The following is a 20,470-nucleotide window of genomic DNA, read 5'->3' on the forward strand; positions in this document are numbered from 1 at the left end:
TCCCTACTGATAACGTTGTATAACCTGCCTAAACCAATAATAGGCCAGACTGGCGGTCAGTAAATTGCCAACCATAGCCCCGATAAATAATCCCGGTACCCCGGCGATTTGAGCACCCAACCATGCCAAAGGGATATAACAGATAAAAAAGCGTACTAAACTTAATATCATTGCTTTCGCTGGCAGATGTAAAGCGTTGAACGAGGAATTGGTTAAGATGATTACCCCCTGCAAGCCATAACTGAGTGGCAATGACCAGATAAAGTAGCGGATATAGGTCGCAACCTGTTGATCCTGGGTAAATAAGGCTGCTATCGGATAAGCCAGTACTGCCAGCAATAGAAATACGCCTGCCTGCCACTTTAAAACAAAATGACAAGCGGTAAAGTAGGCTTGTTGCACCCGCCCCAACAGCCCTGCACCAAAGTTCTGGCTGATCACAGGGGGTAAAGTCATCGAGAGCGCCAGAACTACCAAACAAGCAATACTCTCAAGGCGCATCCCTACACCAAGCGCAGCTACTGCTTCGGGGCCATAGCCAGCTATCATTGCTGTTAAGATAGCCATTGCAACAGGAGTCAACATATTTGCTGCCGCAGCCGGCATGCCAATGTGCAGAATCCGCCGCCAGATAGACCAAAACACAGTCCAAGGCAATATGAAGCGATCTAACAACTTGCGCCGCACAGCCAACCAATACAGGATAAAGACAAAGCCGGTCAGCCATGAAATCACTGTGGCCAGAGCGGCGCCTTGCATACCGAGTGCCGGAAAAGGTCCAAGACCGAATATGAGTAAGGGATCGAGTACCGCATTTACCAAGCCACCAGCCGCCATGACCAAACTGGGGATTTTAGTTTCCCCGGCAGCGCGTAAAATAGCATTACCAATCATCGGTGTTACCAACAGCACCGAGCCGGCTAACCAGATATACATGTAGTCACGTATATAGCCTAAGGTAGCGTCGGTTGCACCAAGCAACACAAACAGCGGATCCAACGCCATTCCTATGGCGATTGCCAGCAAGCACACCAATATTGCAGCAAGCCAGAGTGCGGCGATACTGTCCGCTTTTGCCGAATCTGTCAAACCTGCGCCTAGCGCCTTAGCAATTAACGCAGATGTTCCGATACTCAGCCCAATTGCCAGGCTGATCAGCGTAAAGGTTACCGGGAAGGTAAAGCTGATCGCCGCCAGCTGTGCGGTCCCCAGCAAACTAATAAAGAAAGTATCAACCAGGTTAAAGCTCATTAGTGTCAACATGCCGCCCAGCACCGGCCAGGTCAGTTGTTTTAATAAAGGCGCAATAGCCGTACTTAACAACGGATTCTTGGTATGAATACTTGTTTCAGACATGACACACATCAGCGGATAAGGGCACGCCATTGTAGTGAAGATCGGTGGGCAGTGCCATGCCCAGAGGCAAATTACGCCAGTCAGCATGAAAAAGTGCACAATAAAGACAAATCGTTGCTTAAAGCAACACTTCGCAAAATCGCATCACCCAACTAACCGGAGCCAATGCTAAGATCATGTTTTAAAAGGAAATAAATTTTTATCGCAAACCTATTGACCCAGCGGAAACACAGCACCGGCAAGGCTTGGCTACAACAGATAACGGATAACTCACAGAGTTATCCACAGCTTCTGTGAGTAACTTTTTTAATGCCTTGCCAGACATGAATTGCAACCCAGATCGGGAACCTGGCACTTTGCTCACTTACTAATTGTGGCATCTGAAACACAGAATAAATGCTGGCAAAAGCAGCATACTGGCGAAACTCTATGCAAGTGAATCATTGTGCTGAAAATCCCATAGCCAAAGTGTTGACAGGCTGATGTGCTGGCATTAGTATTGCGCCCCGTTGAATGCTGTTCCCTAGTAGCTCAGTTGGTTAGAGCGGCGGACTGTTAATCCGTAGGTCACTGGTTCGAGTCCAGTCTGGGGAGCCACTTCCTCAACGGCATTTTTGTTCCCTAGTAGCTCAGTTGGTTAGAGCGGCGGACTGTTAATCCGTAGGTCACTGGTTCGAGTCCAGTCTGGGGAGCCACTTCACTATCAGCCGTAAAGGCACTTATCGTTCCCTAGTAGCTCAGTTGGTTAGAGCGGCGGACTGTTAATCCGTAGGTCACTGGTTCGAGTCCAGTCTGGGGAGCCACATTCTTTTCTGTGTCACTCATCGCGTAAATCAGCCTTTTTGGTTATTTATTTATTTTTAAGGTTTTTTTTGCTTTAATATAAGTGATTAAGGAATACCCGACCTGCGCACAGGAACTTGGCTCTGAAGGTGGCTTAGCATGATCAAAAATTTTCGTACACTGCTTATCGCGCAACTTGTCTCTGCCCTGCTGTTAATCCTGCTTTTAATGATTGCGTTCTTACACCAGAGTAAAAATTTACTGCAGCAACAGGAAGTACAAACCAAGCTCGCCATGGAACAGGTGCTGATCTCACACGTGGGCGTAGATGGTAAAGCACTCAGCCGTCAGGTTGAACGCAGTTTCCCGTTAAACAGTCTGCAGATCAGCAAAACTGATGGCACCATTCTTTACGAGTATAACAACCCTCAACGTCAATCCAGTCTGCTGCATGCGCTATTAAATCTGACCGGACATAACTTTGCGTCACAGTATGTCAGAGATGAAGCGCAAGAGCTGGTGGTACGCTTTGAGTTAAACCCGCAGCAAATTCTGGCGCCACTACAAAGCTTTTTCTGGCTACTGCTGGTATTGCCACTGTTATTAGGCTGGGTGCCCGTGTTTTTTGTTAAAAGTAGCCTGGAGCGTAAATACACTCGCACCAGCGCGGCCGTGAATCAGGCAATCGAAGGCTTCCTGAATCAACAGCAACCGGATGTTCATGCCTTTCGGAAGCTCCCGGCGGAGTTTTCTGATCTTGCTCAGGCTTTACAGCGCCTGGCACAACACACCCGCCAGCAATATGAAAGAATGACAGCCGACGCTCAGCAAATTGCCGAGGAAGCCTATAAAGATCCGGTAACCGGCCTGCCGAACCGTAATCGCTTTGTTCAAGGCTATGACGAACTTAGCCAAAACGAAGACTTAAATAAATTTGGCATTTTTGCTATTACCCGTTGTACCGAATTACAGAGTATTAATCAGAGCCGGGGCTTCCAGGAAGGTGACAACTATGTCAGCCAGGTCGCGGAAATTATCAAGAAAACCATCGCAACCTATAAGCATGCGCGTTTATATCGGCTGAACAGCTCCGATTTTGGTTTGCTGTTACCTCATGTCACGCCAAAAGAAGCGGAGAATTTTGCGCTGCAGCTGCAAAGTCGTTTTAACGAGTTCCAGAAGCTGGCGGAGCTGGAGTCTGTTGCCTATACCGGCCTGGTGAGTTACGAAGCCGGGAAACCGCTCGGGGAGTTGCTGGCAACAGCCGATACCTCGATTAGCCTGGCGCAAACCAAACAGCCTAACGCCTGGCATCTGCAGAAAGACAGCAGTGGTCTGGAAAATGCCAGCAACAGCTACGGCAACCAGAACTGGCGCAATGTGATTGAAGAGGTGTTAGCGAACAGCAGAATCAGCTTGTTAGTGCAAACCATTCAGCCTTCCAGTCGCGCGGCCAAGGCCTACTCCGAGATTTTAGTGCGCTTTAAAACGCACGAAGATCAGATTTTACCTACCGCATCCTTTTTAGCGATGGCAGAAAAACTGGATAAAATTATTTCAGTTGATCGGATGATTATTGAGACCGCGCTGACGACAATCAAAGAGCGCAGTATGCAAGACCAGTATTTTGGTATTAACTTGTCCCCACGTACTGTCCACGATGACCAATTTAATATCTGGCTAGAGCGGCGTTTGTTAAAGGATGCCAATATTGCCTCACGGCTGGTATTTGAAGTGACCGAATTTGGTCTGCAGCAGAACCTGAAAACCAGTAAACGCTTTATCGATATGGTGCACCGCGCCGGTGCCCGGATCACCGTAGAGAAATTCGGTGTTGGTATCACTTCCTTCAAGTTTTTCCGTGACCTGAAACCGGATTACGTTAAAATGGACGGTAGCTATACCCGTCATATTGATAACGACAAAAACAATCAATACTTTATGCGCCTGATGATCGACCTGGCACACCGTATCGGTGTCGGCGTCTTTGCCGAGTGTGTTGAATCTCAGGAAGAAAAACATATGCTGGAGTCGCTGTTTATCGATGGCACCCAGGGTTACTACATCGGCAAGCCGCAACCTTTGTAGTCCAGTCTGTATTGCTTTACAACCAGGGTTTTACTGCAAGGTAAAACCCTTTGTTTTATCAGGTTGTAAGCCTTAGCCCAAGCTTGCATAATATAGGCCCTATGCTGAGTACTTTACCCTTATGACTGAATTCTTGCTGCTGTTAATCAGCACAGTACTGGTGAATAACTTTGTACTGGTCAAATTTCTTGGCCTCTGCCCCTTTATGGGGGTGTCTGGTAAGCTGGAGACGGCTATTGGTATGTCGCTGGCGACAACCTTTGTGTTAACCCTGGCCTCGATTTGCAGCTATCTGGTCGACAGCTATTTACTGGCGCCTTTGGGCTTGCTGTATTTACGCACTCTGAGTTTTATTCTGGTGATTGCCGTGGTGGTGCAGTTTACGGAGATGGTAGTGCATAAAACCAGCCCGGGATTATATCGTTTACTGGGCATCTTCCTGCCGTTGATCACCACTAACTGCGCGGTGCTTGGCGTCGCCTTATTAAACGTCAACGCCCGGCATAATTTTATTAACTCCGCCCTCTATGGTTTTGGTGCGGCAGTCGGCTTCTCGTTGGTGCTGATCCTGTTTGCTGCCATGCGTGAACGGCTGGCCGCCGCTGACGTACCAGTACCCTTTAAAGGCGCGGCCATTGCGATGATTACCGCCGGTCTGATGTCGCTGGCCTTTATGGGCTTTAGTGGTCTGGTGAAAGCGCTATGACCTTATTCAATGCATTACTGGCGTTAGGTACCCTGGCTTTAATTTTCGGCGCACTGCTCGGCTATGCAGCAATCCGCTTTAAAGTCGAAAGCGACCCACTGGTAGAGCAGATTGATGATATTCTGCCGCAAACCCAATGTGGACAGTGTGGTTACCCTGGTTGCCGGCCTTATGCTGAAGCCATCGCCAATGGCGATGACATTAATAAATGCCCCCCCGGTGGTGAGGCAACCATTAAGAAATTAGCGGAATTGTTAGGCGTCGAAGCCAAACCGCTGAATGCCGCGCAGGAAGTCGCCATCAAAAGGGTGGCCTTTATCCGTGAAGATGAATGTATCGGCTGTACCAAATGTATTCAGGCCTGTCCGGTTGATGCCATCGTCGGTGCGTCAAAACAAATGCATACGGTGATTGCCGATGAATGTACCGGCTGCGATCTCTGTGTTGAACCCTGCCCGGTCGATTGTATTGATATGATCCCTGTTGCCGACTCTGTGGAGCGCTGGAAATGGGATCTGCAGGCCATACCGGTTAAGATGGTGGAGTAACAATATTTGCCAACCTTATTTCAGCAAATTCAGGCCGGCACCCTGTGGGACTTTCACGGTGGCATCCATCCGCCGGTACGGAAAAGTCAAACCAGTAGTAAGCCGGTGGCGCAGTTACCGCTGCCTGATCGGCTCTATCTGCCATTACGTCAGCATATTGGTGTTGCCGGCCGTTTGATTGTCGCTGTCGGACAACGGGTACTCAAGGGTGAAGCCTTAACCAGCGCCGATAATTCTATGGCGGTGCCGGTACATGCGCCAACCTCAGGTGTTATTCATAGTATCAGCCAGCATACCAGCGCTCACCCTTCAGCCCTACCTGAGCCGGTGATAGTCTTAGTTCCGGATGGCAAAGACGAATGGCGCGAGCGGCGGCCACTGAATATTGCCACCAGCAGCCGGCATCAAATACTGGAGCGGATCCAGGATAGCGGTATTGCTGGCATGGGTGGCGCTGGCTTTCCAACGCATTTAAAAGCCGGAATGCAGCAACCGGTAGATTATCTGATTATTAATGCCGTGGAGTGCGAACCCTATATCAGTGCCGATGATGCCCTGATGCAGGAAGCGCCTACTACCATCGTCAAAGGTATTGATATTCTGTGTCAACTGCTAAACCCCAAGGCAGTACTGATTGGGATTGAAGCGGATAAACCTATTGCAATCGCCGCCCTTAAAGCCGCCTGCAGCCAACGCGAACACTACTATGTACGGGAAGTTCCGGTTAAATACCCGTCTGGCGGTGAAAAGCAGCTGATCCAGTTGCTGACCAATAAAGAGGTCCCGGCTGGTCGTCGGCCAGCTGATATCGGCATCGTAATGCAAAACGTCGGCACGGCCTTTGCCATTGCTCAGGCAGTATTGGATGATCAGCCGTTAATTTCGCGAATTGTTACGGTGACCGGCGAAACGCTGCGCCAGCCACAAAATGTACTGGCACTGCTGGGTACTCCGGTCAGTTCCTTGTTGGATTTTTGTGGCTTTCAAAGCGAAGCAAAGCAGAAAGTCATTATGGGTGGCCCGATGATGGGCTTTACGCTACCGGATCTGGCGGTCCCCATTGTGAAAACCACTAACTGTATCTTGGCACCAACCCGCGACGAACTGCCGGATAATGGTCCTGAACTCGACTGTATCCGCTGCGGCCAATGTGCGGATGCCTGTCCGGCTACACTATTACCCCAGCAGTTGCTCTGGTACAGCAAGGCCCGGGATCCGGCAAAGCTGCAGGAATACAATCTATTTGACTGTATAGAGTGTGGCGCCTGCGCTTACGTTTGCCCCAGTGAAATTCCGCTGGTGCAATATTACCGCGTGGCCAAGGCTGAAATCCGTGAGCAACAACGCGAAGCCCTAAAAGCGGAGCAGGCAAAAGCCCGCTTTGAAGCCCGCAATGCCCGGCTGGAGCAGGAAAAACAGCAGCGCCTGGCGCGCAATCAACAATTGGCGGCCGCCAGACAACAGACGCAACCGAATCAAAACCAGACTGTCGCCGAAGCTCTGGCGCGGGTTAAAGCCCAGCAAGCAGAAAAAGCAGCGCTGCAGGCAACCGATAGCGCCAAAGATCATCAACAAATTCTGGCCGAACGCGAGTTAAAAAAACAACAAGCCCGCGAATATCAGGCGCAGAAACAGGCTACAGCCGCAGCCAGTGCGGCAGACCGCACGTTGGCCAGTACATCGGACAGCTCGGTAGACAGTAAAGCCGCTGCCGTCGCCGCTGCCATCGCTCGCGCCAAGGCGCGTCAGGCAGATGCCGCTTCCAGTCCTACTGTGGAGCAAACCACAGCTGCTGAGCCAACAACACAAGATACTGCCGATCCGCGCAAAGCCGCTGTTGCCGCCGCTCTGGCCAGAGCCAAAGCCCGACAAGCCGGGCAGACCAATAGCACCATGGCAGAACCTTCTGCCATCGCTGCCGAGCCCGAACAACAGGATCCGCGTAAGGCAGCTATTGCTGCAGCGTTGGCCAGAGCCAAAGCCAAACAATCAGTAACAACGACCACAGCAACAACAGTGGCAGAGCCTGTGACCGCAGATGCAGCTGCGATGCCGGAAGATCCGCGTAAAGCGGCTATTGCCGCAGCACTGGCCAGAGCCAAAGCAAAGCAATCGGCAACGCCGGCACAAGAAACAGCCATAGTTAAGCCTGCTGTGGCAGACATCGCTGTGACCACAGAGCAGCAGCGCCAGGCAGCTGATACTGGGATACAGCCTGACGCTGCCGGCAATGACGACCCGCGCAAAGCCGCAGTCGCCGCCGCCCTGGCCCGCGCCAAAGCCCGCAAAGCGCAGCAGAGTACTGAGCACCAGACTACTGAGCAACAGCTCAGTGAACAACGAGACAGTGAAGAGAGTAAAACAGAATGAGCTTTAAAATAGCCAGCTCACCACACCACCATAACCAGCGCACTACCAGCAGTCTGATGCAATGGGTGGCGCTGGCTGCCCTGCCCGGTATAGCAGTTCAGGCAGTCTTTTTCGGCTACGGTGTGCTGGTGCAACTGCTGCTGGCTATTTGTACCGCCTGGCTTTGCGAAGCCCTGATCCTCCGGCTGCGTCAGAAAGCGGTATTGCCGCGCCTGCTTGATCATAGTGCCCTGGTAACCGCGGTACTGCTGGCGATAGCAATACCGCCCTATGCGCCCTGGTGGTTGATTGTGATAGGTACGGCCTTTGCGATTGTGATGGTAAAGCAGCTGTATGGCGGCCTGGGTAACAATCTGTTTAATCCGGCGATGGCCGCCTATGTCATGCTGCTTATTTCTTTTCCGGTACAGATGACGCAATGGCTGCCGTCGGTCAGTTTACAGCCGGTCGCGCTCAGCCCGCTCGATGCGTTTTGTATGGTATTTACTGAGTACAGCTGCAGTGGCTTTAGTTTGTCGCAGCTGCAACAAGGCATTGATGGCAGCACACAAGCGACGCCGCTGGATAGTTTGCGCCAGGATCTGGCGGCCGGGATGACACTGGCAGAGAGCTTACAGCGGCCGGTATTTTATAGCTTTGCCGGTGCCGGCTGGTTATGGGTGAATCTGGCGTACTTACTGGGCGGACTGCTACTGATCCAACAAAAGGTGATCAGTTGGCGTATTCCTGCAGCCGTGCTGGCAGGTCTGGCCGTGCCTTCGCTGTTATTCTGGCTGGGTTCAGCCGGTGCCAGCCCAAGCCCGCTATTCCATCTGTTTAGCGGCGCGACTATGCTGGCGGCTTTTTTTATTGCCACCGACCCGGTTTCCGCCTCTACTACCGATAAAGGCCGCCTCTGGTATGGCGCTTTAATTGGTCTGTTGGTCTATCTGATCCGTAGCTATGGCGGTTATCCGGATGCCTTTGCCTTCGCTGTGCTGCTGGCCAATATGAGCGTCCCCTTGATTGATTATTACACCCGGCCCCGCACCTATGGCCACAAAGCAAAACGGGACCTGAAATGATCCGCTTTATCAGTAAAAATGCTCTGATCCTGGCACTGGTTGCCCTGCTTTGTGTCGCTATTCTTGGTACCATAAACCAGCTCACGGCAGAGCGCATTGCCGAACAACAGCTGTTAAGCCGGATGAATACCCTGCAGGAGGTGTTGCCCGAGCCAGCCGATGTTCGCACCTTACTGGCCGATTGTGTCCAGGTAACGGCACCTGAGGCGTTGGGGCGCAGCACAGCACAGGCGGTATACCGTTGGCGCGATCAGCAACAGCTAAAAGCCTTTATTGTCGAAACGACAGCACCGGACGGTTACAGCGGCAATATCGATTTATTGGTTGCAGTAACGCCTGGCGGCGAAATATTAGGCAGCCGGGTACTGAACCATCAGGAAACACCGGGGCTGGGTGACAAAATTGAGAGCCGTCGCAACAATTGGATTTATGCCTTTAGCGGCCAGAGCGCAACCGAAGCTGATGCCAAACGTTGGGCGGTAAAAAAAGATGGCGGTGACTTTGACCAGTTTACCGGCGCGACCATTACCCCCCGAGCAGTGATCAATGCCATCTATCGCACCGCCCGCTTCGTGCAACAACACCCGGAACTGGCAGACGCCACGGCAAATTGTGAGATCATGCCATGAGTCAATTTAAAGAGCTTAGCCTGCAGGGGCTATGGAAAAATAACCCTGGCCTGGTGCAGTTACTCGGGCTCTGCCCACTGTTGGCGGTAACAGGTACCCTGACCAATGCGCTGGGGCTGGGCCTGGCAACGCTACTGGTGTTACTCGGTTCGAATATCGTGGTATCTCTGGTACGCCAACACGTACCTAATGAAATCCGGATCCCAATTTTCGTACTGATTATTGCCAGCTTTGTGACAGTGGTGCAGCTGCTGATGAACGCCTTTACCTTCGGGCTTTATCAATCACTGGGGATCTTTATTCCTCTGATTGTTACCAACTGCGCCATTATCGGCCGCGCCGAAGCCTTTGCGTCGAAAAACCCGGTGTTACCGTCCGCTATTGATGCGCTGATGATGGGGCTGGGCTTTTTACTGGTGTTACTGGTGTTAGGCGGCATGCGCGAGCTGCTGGGTCAGGGCACCTTGTTTGACGGTGCTGAGCTATTGTTGGGCGACTGGGCCAGAGTACTGCGAATTGAAGTATTTCACAGCGACAATCATTTCTTACTGGCGATGCTGCCGCCAGGCGCCTTTATTGGTATGGGGCTGCTGATTGCGTTAAAGAACAGTATTGACCAGCGCCTGGCTAAGCGGCAGATCATTGAAAAAGGCAGTATTGCCCGCGCCCGGGTTACCGGCTCGGTGCAATAAGACAAACAACGCATGAATAAAAACAAACGTATTGCTATGCTAAGCCGCCTGCGTGCGGCCAATCCAAACCCGACTACTGAGCTCGAATACAGCTCACCTTTTGAGTTACTGATTGCGGTCCTGCTTTCAGCGCAGGCCACTGATGTGGGCGTTAATAAAGCCACCCGTAAACTGTTTCCGGTCGCACGTACGCCGGCCGCGATGCTGGCACTGGGCGTAGATGGCGTAAAAGACTATATTAAAACTATTGGCCTGTTTAATACTAAGGCTGAGAATGTGATTAAAACCTGCCGCATCCTGGTCGAGCAGCACAATGGCGAAGTGCCCGAGGATCGCGAGGCACTGGAGGCACTGCCGGGTGTCGGCCGTAAGACGGCTAATGTTGTACTAAATACTGCCTTTCGCTGGCCAACCATAGCAGTGGATACCCATATTTTCCGAGTCAGTAACCGCACCAAGCTGGCACCCGGTAAGAATGTCGACGAAGTTGAGCAGAAGCTGCTTAAAGTGGTACCGGCCGAGTTTAAACTAGACGTCCACCACTGGCTGATCCTGCATGGCCGCTATACCTGCGTGGCACGAAAGCCGCGCTGTGGCAGCTGTTTAATCGAAGAGCTGTGTGAATTTAAAGAAAAAACCGAATAGGAGTTAAGCATGCGTATGCTACATACGATGTTACGGGTCGGTAACCTGGAAAGGTCGATCGCTTTTTACACTGAAGTGCTGGGGATGCAGCTGCTGCGTCAGTCAGAAAACCCGGAGTATAAATATACACTGGCCTTTGTCGGCTATCGTGATGAAAGCAGTAATTCGGTGCTGGAATTGACCTATAACTGGGGGGTAGAGAGCTATGAGCTGGGCACGGCCTTTGGTCATATCGCGCTGGAAGTAGATAATGTTTATGAGGCCTGTGACAAAATTCGTGCTAAGGGCGGTGTAATTAGCCGTGAACCCGGGCCGGTGAAGGGGGGGACAACAGAGATTGCTTTTGTCAGGGATCCGGATAACTATGCTATCGAGCTGATCCAGAAAAAAGCCAGCTACACCACGCTATAACCCACAGCCGAACAGCGCTATAGCGCCGCGAGTCGAAGTAGTATCGAGCTAGTTGGCACCACGCCGTTGCAAGGACTTTGCTGCGGCCTGCTCCAACCTGTTGATCAACTCTTCCGGAAAGTCTTGCTGATAAAGACGGCGCACCGTGCCATCTAAAAACATCTGATCCAATTGATATTGCCAGCGCTGAATTTCTTCATCACTAAAGTCCAGCGAAAAGGCCAGATACAGTTCTACATTACGGATGGGTTGCAGCGGTGCTAACTCAATGCCAAAGGCGCTAAAGCGTTCACCATGTCGTAAACGGTTTAATGGTGTTAGCTCCGCCCGCCCCAGCTTTAACATCTGGATACAATCGCCAGCCCGGGTCATCAGAACCAGATTTTTGTCATCATCAAATCCCATGGTTTCCAGCGCAGCATGATACGAAGCACCGCGGTAGCCACAAGCAATATAGCGCTGGCTGAGCTCAGCGGCGGTTAAGCCTAATCCCGCAATATCAGAAGGTCCATACAGGTACATATCATAAAACTTAACCGGGCCAACCCATTTAAACAAGGCTTCGCGTTCAGCATTACGCACTGTCTCAAACAGGATGCTGCGGGGAGTTTGCTGCGCACGTTGCATAGCCCTGGCCCAGGGCATTAAGTAATAATACCCCCCCTGCTCCATCCGACGACTAAGTTCTTTGACCAGCTCGACAGTAGGTCCTGCCGGCTGATTTTCAGCATCCAGAAAAGTCCCTGGCATACTGTGTTCAGTGAGATAGACAACGTCTTTTGCCGGTTCAGCCCCACAAAGCTCTGCGTACACTAAGACACACAACAGGCCGGGCAGAAGTCGCTTAAGCATAAATTACATCCTGTAACCCATTAAGCATTTGGGCGGTTTAATCAATATAGCGCTATTCTTCAAGCTCAATCAGCACTTTTTCATTCAGCGACATCGCCAGATTATTATCATAATAAGCCGCCTCATTAATAAAGGTCGGGTACACCACCTGCTCGCCCTCGTACTTTACGACAGTGCCATCAAACAGAGTAAACAGCGGATCACCGGGGTAAATCGGTTGATAATCACGGTCCTGCACATTTTTGTGCACCATACCAATACGCTCACCACGTTCGTTCATGGGTAACTTGATACTGTGCAAGTAGCGGAAAGCTTCGGTTTGTTTTGGCAGTACCGGCAAGGCATCGTTATTGTACAGCTCGACAAAATCCAAAATATGCTGCGTCATCCGATGCATCAGCTCCAGCACGTCTTGTCGCAACACCGATTGCGGCTGCGGCCCAACCTCGACCAGCACACCATAACGCCCCAGTGTGCACATCAGCGCATGCTCTTCAGCGGCAAAATGATCCTCGTCACGAGAGATAATGGCTTCCGGCATCTTCATTTTTACATAGGCTGCTAACTTATTGTAAAACGGGCCGGCCTGGGTCAGGATTAAGCAGGCGCCCATATTGCTGGTGGTATTATGTAAATCAATCAGCAGATCAGTGCGGGCATTACCCTTGGGCCCCAGTTGCGCATTCAGCACCTTGGCGCGGCTTTGCTCGTAATTGCAGAGGTTGGGATTGGCCAGATCAACGGTTTTAAACTGACGGTTCAGATCGCTGTGCAGATACCTTTTATTGGCATAGTGCGCTTCCGGATTGGCCCAAACGGTTTCGGTAGTAAAGCTGCGACGACTGACCTGCTCCGGCTGCTGCTGATACTGTTTCACCAGATAGATGCCGGAAAACTCGTTACCATGCACACCACCGACTATCGCAACCTGTTTGATCTGATCCATTTGCTACTCCTGACGAGAGATAAAATGTCTGTAACTAAAAAACAAAAACCCTGAGTAAAATCAGGGTTTATTATGGCGGTGTTTAACCAGAATGAGAATAACTAAAAGGCTGAGACTGCAGTTTAATTATGGCTCAGGCTGCTGGCTTGGCCAGACTATCGATTAATTGCTGCTGTTTCACCAGTTCATTGTGTAAGATTTGCTGCGCCTGGCATACGCACTTACCGCACTGACTCGCTACGCCCAGCTGTGCCTTTAAATCACGCATAGACTCAGCACCATCAGCAATCGCTTGCTTAATCGCTTTATCCGTTACCGCTTTGCAAATACAAACAAACATGGCGCAGCCTCTTCTCAGAAAACTGCGCCATAATAATATTATTGCGAATCGTTATCAATAGCTTTTTGATGCTGATGGATAAAAAGTCTACCGTTACCGGAACAGCACTTTTTCCTGCTGGAACCAGTGCACACAGAACGCAATCAAGGCAGCGGCCAGCGCCACTGTCGCCCCGAAAATCAGCGCGATCATGCTGCCATCGGCGGTGCCTTTAATCAGCTCTTTAATGGCCAGGGCCACGTTCATCACCGGGATCATCGCGGTCTTGGTGCTCAGCTCCACCCCCGGCATCATGGCCGCTGCCAGCGGCACAAACATCAGAATTGACAACGGGCTCATATAGTTTTGCGCTTCTTTAAAGGTTTTGGCGTAAATGGAAATCGCCAACAACAAGGAGGCAAAAATGGCTGAGGTAGGGACAATCATCAGGAAAATCAGCAGCAGCTCGACGGTCGCGATCGCCCCCATTGCCTCCTGTACCACGGCAAAACCGGCAAAGGAACCGATAACTGCACCCCAGATCCCGAAGCTGGCGACGGTAATCAGCGCGCCAGCCAGACCGGTAGTTAATACCGTTAAGAATTTACCCAGTACAATGGCCGAGCGGCTAACCGGACAGATCAACAGCGTTTCCAGGGTACCGCGCTCTTTTTCACCGGCGCCCATATCAATGGCCGGATAGGAAGCGCCCAGCAAACACAGCGGGATCAGGATATAGGCGATCAGCGCACCAAACTTCTCACCGATATTTTCGCGTTTATCAGCAGTATCCACTTTCTGCACCGACACCGGTTTTAAAATAGCAGTCAGTTTTACCGGATCAACCCCCAGCGCTGATAAAGACTGACGTTGTAACTGGCCGGTATAGTTTTCCAGTAATTCATTAAAGTACCGCGACATAAAATCCAGCTGACTGGACTGATTATAAATCAGTTGCCACTGGCTTTGTTCTACCGCGCTTTGCTTGGCCTGAAAATCATCCGGGATCACTACCGCCACGGCAAATTCGCCGGCGCGGATAGCGGCTATCAGCTCCTCAGGCGCAGTCAGCGTAGACTCAACCCGTTTAAAATTCTTATGATAAAACAAGGCTTCGGCAAATTCCGGCGCTTGGTCCCCATTTACAATCACATACTTGTGTTGCTCCTGCATCGCTTTGGCCGTGGTCGACGATAGCACCAACCCCATCACACCGAAAATCACCGGGAAAATAAAAATTGGCAGTAAGATCACAAAAATCAGGGTTTTGCGATCACGCATCAGTTCAGTTAATTCTTTTAAATAAACCTGCCACATCAGGCTGCTCCTTGCTCGCGGGGTTGTTGTTTTAGCACGCTTAAAAAGGCGTCACGTAAATCGCCAGCCGGCGCCAGGGCTTTAAATTCTGCCAGATCGCCGGAAAATGCGCTGATCCCTTTATCAATCACCACCACCCGGTCACATAAGCTGGCTACTTCATCCAGATGGTGAGTGGAGAAAATCACCGGTGTACCGGCTTGCTTTAAGCCTTTAATAAAATCCAGTACCGTCTGTACCGTCATAATATCCAGGCCGGTGGTGGGTTCGTCCAGGATCACTACCTTTGGTGAATGCACTACGGCGCGGGCAATGGCAGTTTTTTGTTTCATACCGGTCGACATATTGTCAGCACGGCGGCTGGCGAAGTCATGCATATTCAGCATAGTGAACAGCTCATCAATACGCTGTTTTAATGCGGCCTCTTTCATCCCGTGCAGGCGGCCAAAATAGGCAATATTTTCATAGGCACTCAGCTTGCCGTACAGGCCGGTATCGGCCGATAAAAAGCCGATTTGCTTTCGTGCTTTGACCGGTTCGCGCAGCACATCGACACCATTAATCAGTACCGAGCCAGCATCCGGTTTCAGCGCTGTAGAGAGCATCCGCAAGGTGGTGGTTTTACCGGCGCCGTTAGGGCCTAATAAACCCAATACTTCACCCTGCCCACAATGAAAACTGACATCCCGTACTGAGCGGAATTCCTTGTCGGCATAGCGCACATCCTGCTTTTCCGTCTCGGATAACTTGCTGCCTTTACCAAGGGCAAATGCCTTGGCCAGATTTTTTATTTCAATCATCTGCCTGTCCTGTTATGGCCTTCTACGTGGACGAAAATAATCCGTATTTGCATAAAACTCCGCCTGTTGATTTGCAACGTACCAGCCTGGTACCCCCAGCAAGGGTAGCGGTGTTAGCTGCAGATTATCAAGCAGTAAGTGATTGTTAGCAATTTGCAGCAGCAGCTTTTCATCGAGAAAAGTGTAAGCATCTGTTAAAGACCACTGGCTAAAGCCAGCAGGCACCTCGATAAACACCGCCTTGGCCGTCAACCCGAGAAAGGGCACAGTCGCCATTTCATAGATGGCATGACCAAAGATCAGCGGCCGCACCCCCTGCCACCAGTCAGCTCGCTGCAGCCAGAAGCTTTGTTGCCACTGGTGATCACGCAGTAAGCTGGCATGTGCCACCGCTGAGGGTTCCAGACACAGTACCACTCCACACTCATCAAATAGCGTCAGCTTATTGCGCAGCTGAGTGCGTTGTTTTTGACCATGCTTGGCAATTTCCGCAATATGCAGTTGGTTTAACAGTGCCTTAGTGCGGGGCAACAAACACCAAATCAGCGCCCCAAAAAAGTCATGCCAGTTTGCTGCCCGGGTCGGAATTTGCCGGGTGGCGAAAATAAAGTCTTCATAATAACGGCCATCTTGCTCTAATAAGGCATTTTCAACAAAGCTAAAGTCGGTGTTACTCCGCCAGTGGTTAAGCTGAGCTGGTTCAGGCCACTGACTCTGGTTTTGCAGAGGAAAACGCGCCACCAAATCAGTAAAGATAGGATTGGCCGTCAGTACGGCGGCAGACCAGTCGGTAGGTGGGGTAAAACGGCTTCTTGATGAATTTTTCAGCATTATTGGTAATCATTCAGCATCACAGTGATATTTTTAGTTCCCGCAGATGAAAAAGCACTTGCTTTTTTAAGCGGGCATGGCACAGTCAGGGAGTACGTTTAGACGTACATACTGCCAAACTATGTGTTATTTAATTTGATTATCAGAGGTTATCATGTGTTCGATATTTGGGGTGCTTGACATCAGAACTGATGTTAAAGCATTGCGCCAACAGGCGCTGCAGTTATCTAAGTTATTACGTCATCGTGGCCCGGATTGGTCCGGGATCTGGAATAACGACAATGCCATTCTGGTGCACGAGCGCCTGGCCATCGTAGATACTGAAAATGGTGCCCAACCCCTCATTAATGATAATCGAAATCACATTCTGGCAGTGAATGGCGAGATCTACAATCACAAACAACTGGAAAAAAACCTGGCCACGCCCTATCCGTTTAAAACTAAGTCGGATTGTGAGGTCATTCTACCGCTGTATTTAGAGCACGGCGCTGAGTTTATCGACAGCCTGCATGGTATGTTCGCTTTTGTGCTGTATGACGCTGAACAAGACCGCTACCTGATCGCCCGTGACCATATCGGTATTATTCCGCTGTACTATGGCTATGACGAGCATGGTCAGTTATTTGTAGCGTCAGAGTTAAAGGCGCTGGTGCCGGTGTGCAAGCAAATTAAAGAATTCCCACCGGGTCATTACTTTGACAGCAAAATCGGTGAGCTGCGTAAATACTACCAGCGTGACTGGATGTCCTATGACGCAGTGAAAGATAATCCGGCCAGCGAGGCGGAGTTAAAAGCCGCGCTGGAACACAGTGTCAAAACCCACCTGATGTCAGACGTGCCCTATGGTGTGCTGTTATCCGGTGGTCTGGATTCATCACTGATTTCGGCAATTGCTCAGCAATTTGCCAAACGCCGGGTTGAAGATGATGATCAAAGCGAAGCCTGGTGGCCACGCTTGCACTCTTTTGCCGTCGGCTTGCCCGGCTCACCGGATCTGGCGGCTGCGCAAAAAGTTGCGGATGCCATCGGTACTGTGCATCACACCATCCATTTTAGTGTGCAGGAAGCCTTAGATGCGCTGCGTGATGTGATTTATCATTTAGAAACCTATGACGTTACCACCATCCGCGCTTCTACCCCGATGTATCTGATGGCCCGGAAAATCAAAGCCATGGGCATTAAGATGGTGTTATCGGGCGAAGGCTCGGACGAAATCTTCGGCGGCTATCTGTATTTCCATAAGGCGCCCAACGCCAAAGAGTTCCACGAAGAGACGCTGCGTAAGCTGGAGCGCTTACATATGTTCGACTGTAACCGCGCCAACAAAGCGATGTCAGCCTGGGGTATTGAAGCCCGGGTGCCCTTCCTGGATAAGGAATTTATGGACGTGGCGATGCGTTTAAACCCGCAAGCGAAGATGTGCGGTGGCGGTAAGATGGAAAAACATATCCTGCGTCAGGCCTTTGATGGTTTATTACCCAATGAAATCCTGTGGCGTCAGAAAGAGCAATTCTCAGATGGCGTTGGCTATAACTGGATCGACAGCCTGAAAGCCCATGCCGCGAAAGAGATCAGTGATCAGCAGATGGCGACCGCCAGCTTCCGCTTCCCGGTCAATACGCCGGACAGCAAAGAGGCCTATTACTATCGGGTGATCTTTGAAGAGCACTTCCCGCATGCCGGTGCCATTGCCTGTGTACCGGGCGGTAAATCCGTCGCCTGCTCTACGCCGGAAGCCCTGGCCTGGGATGCCAAAATGGCCGAGCTGACGGATCCGTCTGGTCGTGCCGTGCGCGATGTACACGCTCAGGGTTATTAACCGCAAAGCCAGGCGTAAACCCAGCCAAGCGCTGACAAAGCAGAGCGCAGCGAAAGCCAAGCACTAACAAGCCAAACCCGGTCCGCCGGGTTTTTTGTTGCCACTAGAGCACCAAAACTTGAATTGTCATCCGACACTGGCAGAATACGCCTTTTATTTCAGGACTATTCGCTAATGAAACCTGCTGTTACGTCTTTACTTTTCGCCGCTGGCTGCATTCTCAACCTTGCTGGCAATCTTGTGAGCAGCCTTGCTGTTGCGGCAGATACGCCTGCGCTATGGTTAACCGAACAGCATCTCGCTGGCCAATGGCTCACCGATGGCAACGGGCAGACGATCCCCGATCCACAAAGTTCAGGGTTAACCTACCGCCATGGTGAACTGGTGCATATTGGCGATAATAGCGCGACCCCGGCGCTTAGAAACAAGCTGCTACGGATCAACCCGGCGACCGGGCAACTGGTCGCCCCGCCTCTTGCCATTAACGTTAACCCGGCGCTAAAACAGAGCTGCTTTGCCGAGCTGTTAGCCGGCGATCCAGACTGGGAATCCCTGACCTGGGATCGCCTGGACGACAGCACGCTAATCAGCGTCACCGAAGACTCCAGCAAATTTCACTTAACCGCAGATTGCGCCCGGCGCTTCGGCGTTACCCATGCCACCGCCTATCCGACCCTACTGGTAAAAATCCGTACCGATAAAGCCTTAAGCTTTGCCGAAGTCGTGGCGGTGCGGCCAGTACAGTTCCCGGCAGCAGCAAAGGTCGGTGACTTCCCGAATGATGGCATTGAAGGCCTGGCGTTTGATAATCAACGTAACCTGTATCTGGCGCTGGAGAAAAATCAGGCCAATGCACCGATGATCTTTGTCACGCCCTATAGCGACGATTTCTGGCTCAGCGATGATTTTGTTAAGGTTACCGACCTTAAGTTGCCGCTGCCGGTACCGGATGCCAAAGATCACCCGATCAATGGTCTGGACTTTCTGCCAGCCAGAAAAGAGGGCCATCCCGGTTATCTGCTGGCTGCGGCACGCAATGATGATCAGCTCTGGGTATTGGATTTAAGCCGCCAGCAACCGGCAAAGGTGATTCCACTGCGTTTTTACGCGCCGACCCGTCCAGACAGCAGTTGCCCGCCCTATGAGCCGCTGGCCAATACCTCGATCGAGGGTGTTGCCGTGGTAGGTGATCAGGTGGTGCTCGTCAACGATCCATGGAAGCGGCATTATCCGGAGAATATTCAATGTCCGGATAATGCTGCGGCGTTTCAGCAGTTTTCGCCACTGCTGTTTAAACTGCAGCTTGATCCGCGCTGGTATTAAACTACTGCTGCAGCCTAAGGCTGCAGCTCTTCCTGCTCAGAAACGGGTTTAGGGGCCAATAGGTCTTCGCGGCTTAGTCCGAGCAACACTGCCACACCGCTGGCAACATAGACTGACGAATAGGTACCCACGGCAATACCAAACAACAGTGCGGTCGCAAAGCCGTGGATCAAAGCCCCGCCTTTGAAAAACAATACCACCAGTACCAGCATGGTCGTCAGTGAGGTAATCACTGTACGGTTCAAGGTGGAAGTGATCGCCTGATTGATGGTTTCCAGTACCGTTTCGTCGCGCAGCTTGCGGAACATCTCCCGTACCCGGTCAAATACGACTATCGTATCGTTAATCGAGTAGCCAATCAGCGCCAAAATGGCCGCCAGCACTGTCAGGTCAAACTCCAGTTGTAACAGCGAAAATAGCCCCAGGGTGAGGATAACATCGTGCGCCAGCGACAAGACGGCGCCCAGCGAAAGCCGCCATTCAAAACGAAAGCCAACATACACCAGGATCCCCAACAGGGCGACCAATACCGCCAGGCCACCATCCTGTTTTAACTCTTCACCGACGCTCGGCCCGACAAACTCGACCCGGCTCAGTGTCATTGCCACCTCACTCTGCGCCTGTAAGGCACGAAACACCTGCTCCCCGACTTGCTGTTGCACTGCGCCCGCCTCTGAAGGCAACCGCACCAACACATCATGGGTACTGCCAAAAAACTGCACTACCGCCTCTGCATAGCCGGCCTGCGTCAGCTGTTGCCGCAGCAGATCGAGGTTGGCCGCCTGCGCGAAACTAAGCTCCAGCACAGTACCGCCGGTAAAATCCAATCCCCAGTTCAAACCGCGGGTCAGTAATAACACTAAAGACAACACCACTAAAAGGCTGGACAGCACCACGGCCAGCCAACGCCAACGCATAAAATTGATCGACAGATCATTACGAAATAGCTGCATAACAGCTCCATTACCATA

At 51.3% G+C, this 20,470-nt stretch carries 19 protein-coding genes and 3 tRNA genes; 14 read left to right on the top strand and 8 right to left on the bottom strand.

Annotated features, from left to right (window positions below; genetic code table 11):
* Positions 1–3: 3 nt before the first annotated feature.
* Positions 4–1,356 (bottom strand): MATE family efflux transporter, encoded by a 1,353-nt coding sequence (locus A9165_RS06135; protein ID WP_065955275.1) that lies wholly within the window; start codon positions 1,354–1,356, stop codon positions 4–6.
* Positions 1,357–1,876: 520 nt separating this feature from the next.
* Between A9165_RS06135 and A9165_RS06140 the strand changes: the two genes are divergently transcribed.
* The 12 genes from A9165_RS06140 (at position 1,877) to gloA (ending at position 11,292) form a co-directional block, all read left to right on the top strand.
* Positions 1,877–1,953, top strand: a tRNA-Asn gene (locus A9165_RS06140).
* Between the two features lie 21 nt (positions 1,954–1,974).
* Positions 1,975–2,051: transfer RNA gene (locus A9165_RS06145), tRNA-Asn, on the top strand.
* 31 nt (positions 2,052–2,082) lie between these two features.
* Positions 2,083–2,159: transfer RNA gene (locus tag A9165_RS06150), tRNA-Asn, on the top strand.
* A 139-nt stretch (positions 2,160–2,298) separates the two neighbouring features.
* Positions 2,299–4,227: an EAL domain-containing protein gene (locus A9165_RS06155; protein ID WP_083216232.1), complete on the top strand. Its 1,929-nt coding sequence runs from the start codon at positions 2,299–2,301 to the stop codon at positions 4,225–4,227.
* A gap of 121 nt (positions 4,228–4,348) precedes the next feature.
* On the top strand, positions 4,349–4,933 hold the full coding sequence (gene rsxA, locus A9165_RS06160; protein ID WP_008608221.1) for an electron transport complex subunit RsxA: 585 nt from the start codon (positions 4,349–4,351) through the stop codon (positions 4,931–4,933).
* Complete coding sequence (rsxB, locus tag A9165_RS06165; RefSeq protein ID WP_008608220.1) at positions 4,930–5,481, top strand: electron transport complex subunit RsxB; 552 nt, start codon at positions 4,930–4,932, stop codon at positions 5,479–5,481. Before rsxA ends, rsxB begins: the two co-directional genes overlap by 4 nt.
* A gap of 6 nt (positions 5,482–5,487) precedes the next feature.
* On the top strand, positions 5,488–7,851 hold the full coding sequence (gene rsxC / locus A9165_RS06170) for an electron transport complex subunit RsxC (RefSeq protein WP_065955276.1): 2,364 nt from the start codon (positions 5,488–5,490) through the stop codon (positions 7,849–7,851).
* Complete coding sequence (gene rsxD, locus A9165_RS06175) at positions 7,848–8,915, top strand: electron transport complex subunit RsxD (RefSeq protein ID WP_008951834.1); 1,068 nt, start codon at positions 7,848–7,850, stop codon at positions 8,913–8,915. The genes rsxC and rsxD overlap by 4 nt, the downstream gene beginning before the upstream one ends.
* Positions 8,912–9,544, top strand: a complete 633-nt coding sequence (rsxG, locus tag A9165_RS06180) for an electron transport complex subunit RsxG (protein ID WP_008951833.1) — start codon at positions 8,912–8,914, stop codon at positions 9,542–9,544. The genes rsxD and rsxG overlap by 4 nt, the downstream gene beginning before the upstream one ends.
* Entirely contained in the window at positions 9,541–10,236 is a 696-nt protein-coding gene (locus A9165_RS06185) for an electron transport complex subunit E (protein ID WP_008608215.1), read from the top strand. The genes rsxG and A9165_RS06185 overlap by 4 nt, the downstream gene beginning before the upstream one ends.
* Before the next feature lie 12 nt (positions 10,237–10,248).
* Complete coding sequence (gene nth / locus A9165_RS06190; RefSeq protein WP_065955277.1) at positions 10,249–10,881, top strand: endonuclease III; 633 nt, start codon at positions 10,249–10,251, stop codon at positions 10,879–10,881.
* A gap of 9 nt (positions 10,882–10,890) precedes the next feature.
* A complete protein-coding gene (gene gloA / locus A9165_RS06195) occupies positions 10,891–11,292 on the top strand; it encodes a lactoylglutathione lyase (protein WP_065955278.1) in 402 nt (133 codons plus the stop codon).
* Between the two features lie 48 nt (positions 11,293–11,340).
* Here the strand turns inward: gloA and A9165_RS06200 are convergent, their stop codons facing one another.
* The 6 genes from A9165_RS06200 to A9165_RS06225 all read right to left on the bottom strand — a co-directional run bounded on the left by A9165_RS06200 (position 11,341) and on the right by A9165_RS06225 (position 16,357).
* On the bottom strand, positions 11,341–12,144 hold the full coding sequence (locus tag A9165_RS06200; RefSeq protein WP_065955279.1) for an ABC transporter substrate-binding protein: 804 nt from the start codon (positions 12,142–12,144) through the stop codon (positions 11,341–11,343).
* A 52-nt stretch (positions 12,145–12,196) separates the two neighbouring features.
* The gene (locus A9165_RS06205; RefSeq protein WP_065955280.1) at positions 12,197–13,090 is read right to left on the bottom strand and encodes an aspartoacylase; all 894 of its coding nucleotides are present in this window, start codon (positions 13,088–13,090) and stop codon (positions 12,197–12,199) included.
* Between the two features lie 133 nt (positions 13,091–13,223).
* The gene (locus A9165_RS06210) at positions 13,224–13,430 is read right to left on the bottom strand and encodes a bacterioferritin-associated ferredoxin (protein WP_008951828.1); all 207 of its coding nucleotides are present in this window, start codon (positions 13,428–13,430) and stop codon (positions 13,224–13,226) included.
* Between the two features lie 93 nt (positions 13,431–13,523).
* Positions 13,524–14,726: an ABC transporter permease gene (locus A9165_RS06215; protein WP_065955281.1), complete on the bottom strand. Its 1,203-nt coding sequence runs from the start codon at positions 14,724–14,726 to the stop codon at positions 13,524–13,526.
* Entirely contained in the window at positions 14,726–15,526 is an 801-nt protein-coding gene (locus A9165_RS06220) for an ABC transporter ATP-binding protein (RefSeq protein WP_008951827.1), read from the bottom strand. Before A9165_RS06220 ends, A9165_RS06215 begins: the two co-directional genes overlap by 1 nt.
* Before the next feature lie 12 nt (positions 15,527–15,538).
* Positions 15,539–16,357 (bottom strand): DUF3025 domain-containing protein, encoded by an 819-nt coding sequence (locus A9165_RS06225; RefSeq protein WP_065955282.1) that lies wholly within the window; start codon positions 16,355–16,357, stop codon positions 15,539–15,541.
* A gap of 154 nt (positions 16,358–16,511) precedes the next feature.
* On the opposite strand from A9165_RS06225, the gene asnB reads away from it, so the two are divergent.
* Positions 16,512–18,176 (top strand): asparagine synthase B, encoded by a 1,665-nt coding sequence (gene asnB, locus A9165_RS06230; protein ID WP_065955283.1) that lies wholly within the window; start codon positions 16,512–16,514, stop codon positions 18,174–18,176.
* Between the two features lie 240 nt (positions 18,177–18,416).
* A complete protein-coding gene (locus A9165_RS06235; protein ID WP_255365659.1) occupies positions 18,417–19,499 on the top strand; it encodes a hypothetical protein in 1,083 nt (360 codons plus the stop codon).
* A gap of 14 nt (positions 19,500–19,513) precedes the next feature.
* Here the strand turns inward: A9165_RS06235 and secF are convergent, their stop codons facing one another.
* Positions 19,514–20,452, bottom strand: coding sequence for a protein translocase subunit SecF (gene secF, locus A9165_RS06240; protein WP_065955285.1), 939 nt, complete (start codon positions 20,450–20,452; stop codon positions 19,514–19,516).
* Between the last annotated feature and the right edge of the window lie 18 nt (positions 20,453–20,470).

Source organism: Alishewanella sp. HH-ZS (genome assembly GCF_001704375.1).
Taxonomy (GTDB): domain Bacteria; phylum Pseudomonadota; class Gammaproteobacteria; order Enterobacterales; family Alteromonadaceae; genus Alishewanella; species Alishewanella aestuarii.

Bases quoted from the DNA above. Each gene is read 5' to 3' on its own strand.
- A9165_RS06205 (WP_065955280.1), bottom strand. From the start codon at position 13,090: ATGGATCAGATCAAACAGGTTGCGATAGTCGGTGGTGTGCATGGTAAC.
- A9165_RS06220 (WP_008951827.1), bottom strand. From the start codon at position 15,526: ATGATTGAAATAAAAAATCTGGCCAAGGCATTTGCCCTTGGTAAAGGC.
- A9165_RS06135 (WP_065955275.1), bottom strand. From the start codon at position 1,356: ATGTCTGAAACAAGTATTCATACCAAGAATCCGTTGTTAAGTACGGCT.
- rsxB (WP_008608220.1), top strand. From the start codon at position 4,930: ATGACCTTATTCAATGCATTACTGGCGTTAGGTACCCTGGCTTTAATT.
- secF (WP_065955285.1), bottom strand. From the start codon at position 20,452: ATGCAGCTATTTCGTAATGATCTGTCGATCAATTTTATGCGTTGGCGT.
- A9165_RS06200 (WP_065955279.1), bottom strand. From the start codon at position 12,144: ATGCTTAAGCGACTTCTGCCCGGCCTGTTGTGTGTCTTAGTGTACGCA.
- rsxG (WP_008951833.1), top strand. From the start codon at position 8,912: ATGATCCGCTTTATCAGTAAAAATGCTCTGATCCTGGCACTGGTTGCC.
- A9165_RS06225 (WP_065955282.1), bottom strand. From the start codon at position 16,357: ATGCTGAAAAATTCATCAAGAAGCCGTTTTACCCCACCTACCGACTGG.
- A9165_RS06210 (WP_008951828.1), bottom strand. From the start codon at position 13,430: ATGTTTGTTTGTATTTGCAAAGCGGTAACGGATAAAGCGATTAAGCAA.
- asnB (WP_065955283.1), top strand. From the start codon at position 16,512: ATGTGTTCGATATTTGGGGTGCTTGACATCAGAACTGATGTTAAAGCA.
- A9165_RS06155 (WP_083216232.1), top strand. From the start codon at position 2,299: ATGATCAAAAATTTTCGTACACTGCTTATCGCGCAACTTGTCTCTGCC.
- rsxD (WP_008951834.1), top strand. From the start codon at position 7,848: ATGAGCTTTAAAATAGCCAGCTCACCACACCACCATAACCAGCGCACT.
- rsxA (WP_008608221.1), top strand. From the start codon at position 4,349: ATGACTGAATTCTTGCTGCTGTTAATCAGCACAGTACTGGTGAATAAC.
- A9165_RS06215 (WP_065955281.1), bottom strand. From the start codon at position 14,726: ATGTGGCAGGTTTATTTAAAAGAATTAACTGAACTGATGCGTGATCGC.
- A9165_RS06185 (WP_008608215.1), top strand. From the start codon at position 9,541: ATGAGTCAATTTAAAGAGCTTAGCCTGCAGGGGCTATGGAAAAATAAC.
- gloA (WP_065955278.1), top strand. From the start codon at position 10,891: ATGCGTATGCTACATACGATGTTACGGGTCGGTAACCTGGAAAGGTCG.
- nth (WP_065955277.1), top strand. From the start codon at position 10,249: ATGAATAAAAACAAACGTATTGCTATGCTAAGCCGCCTGCGTGCGGCC.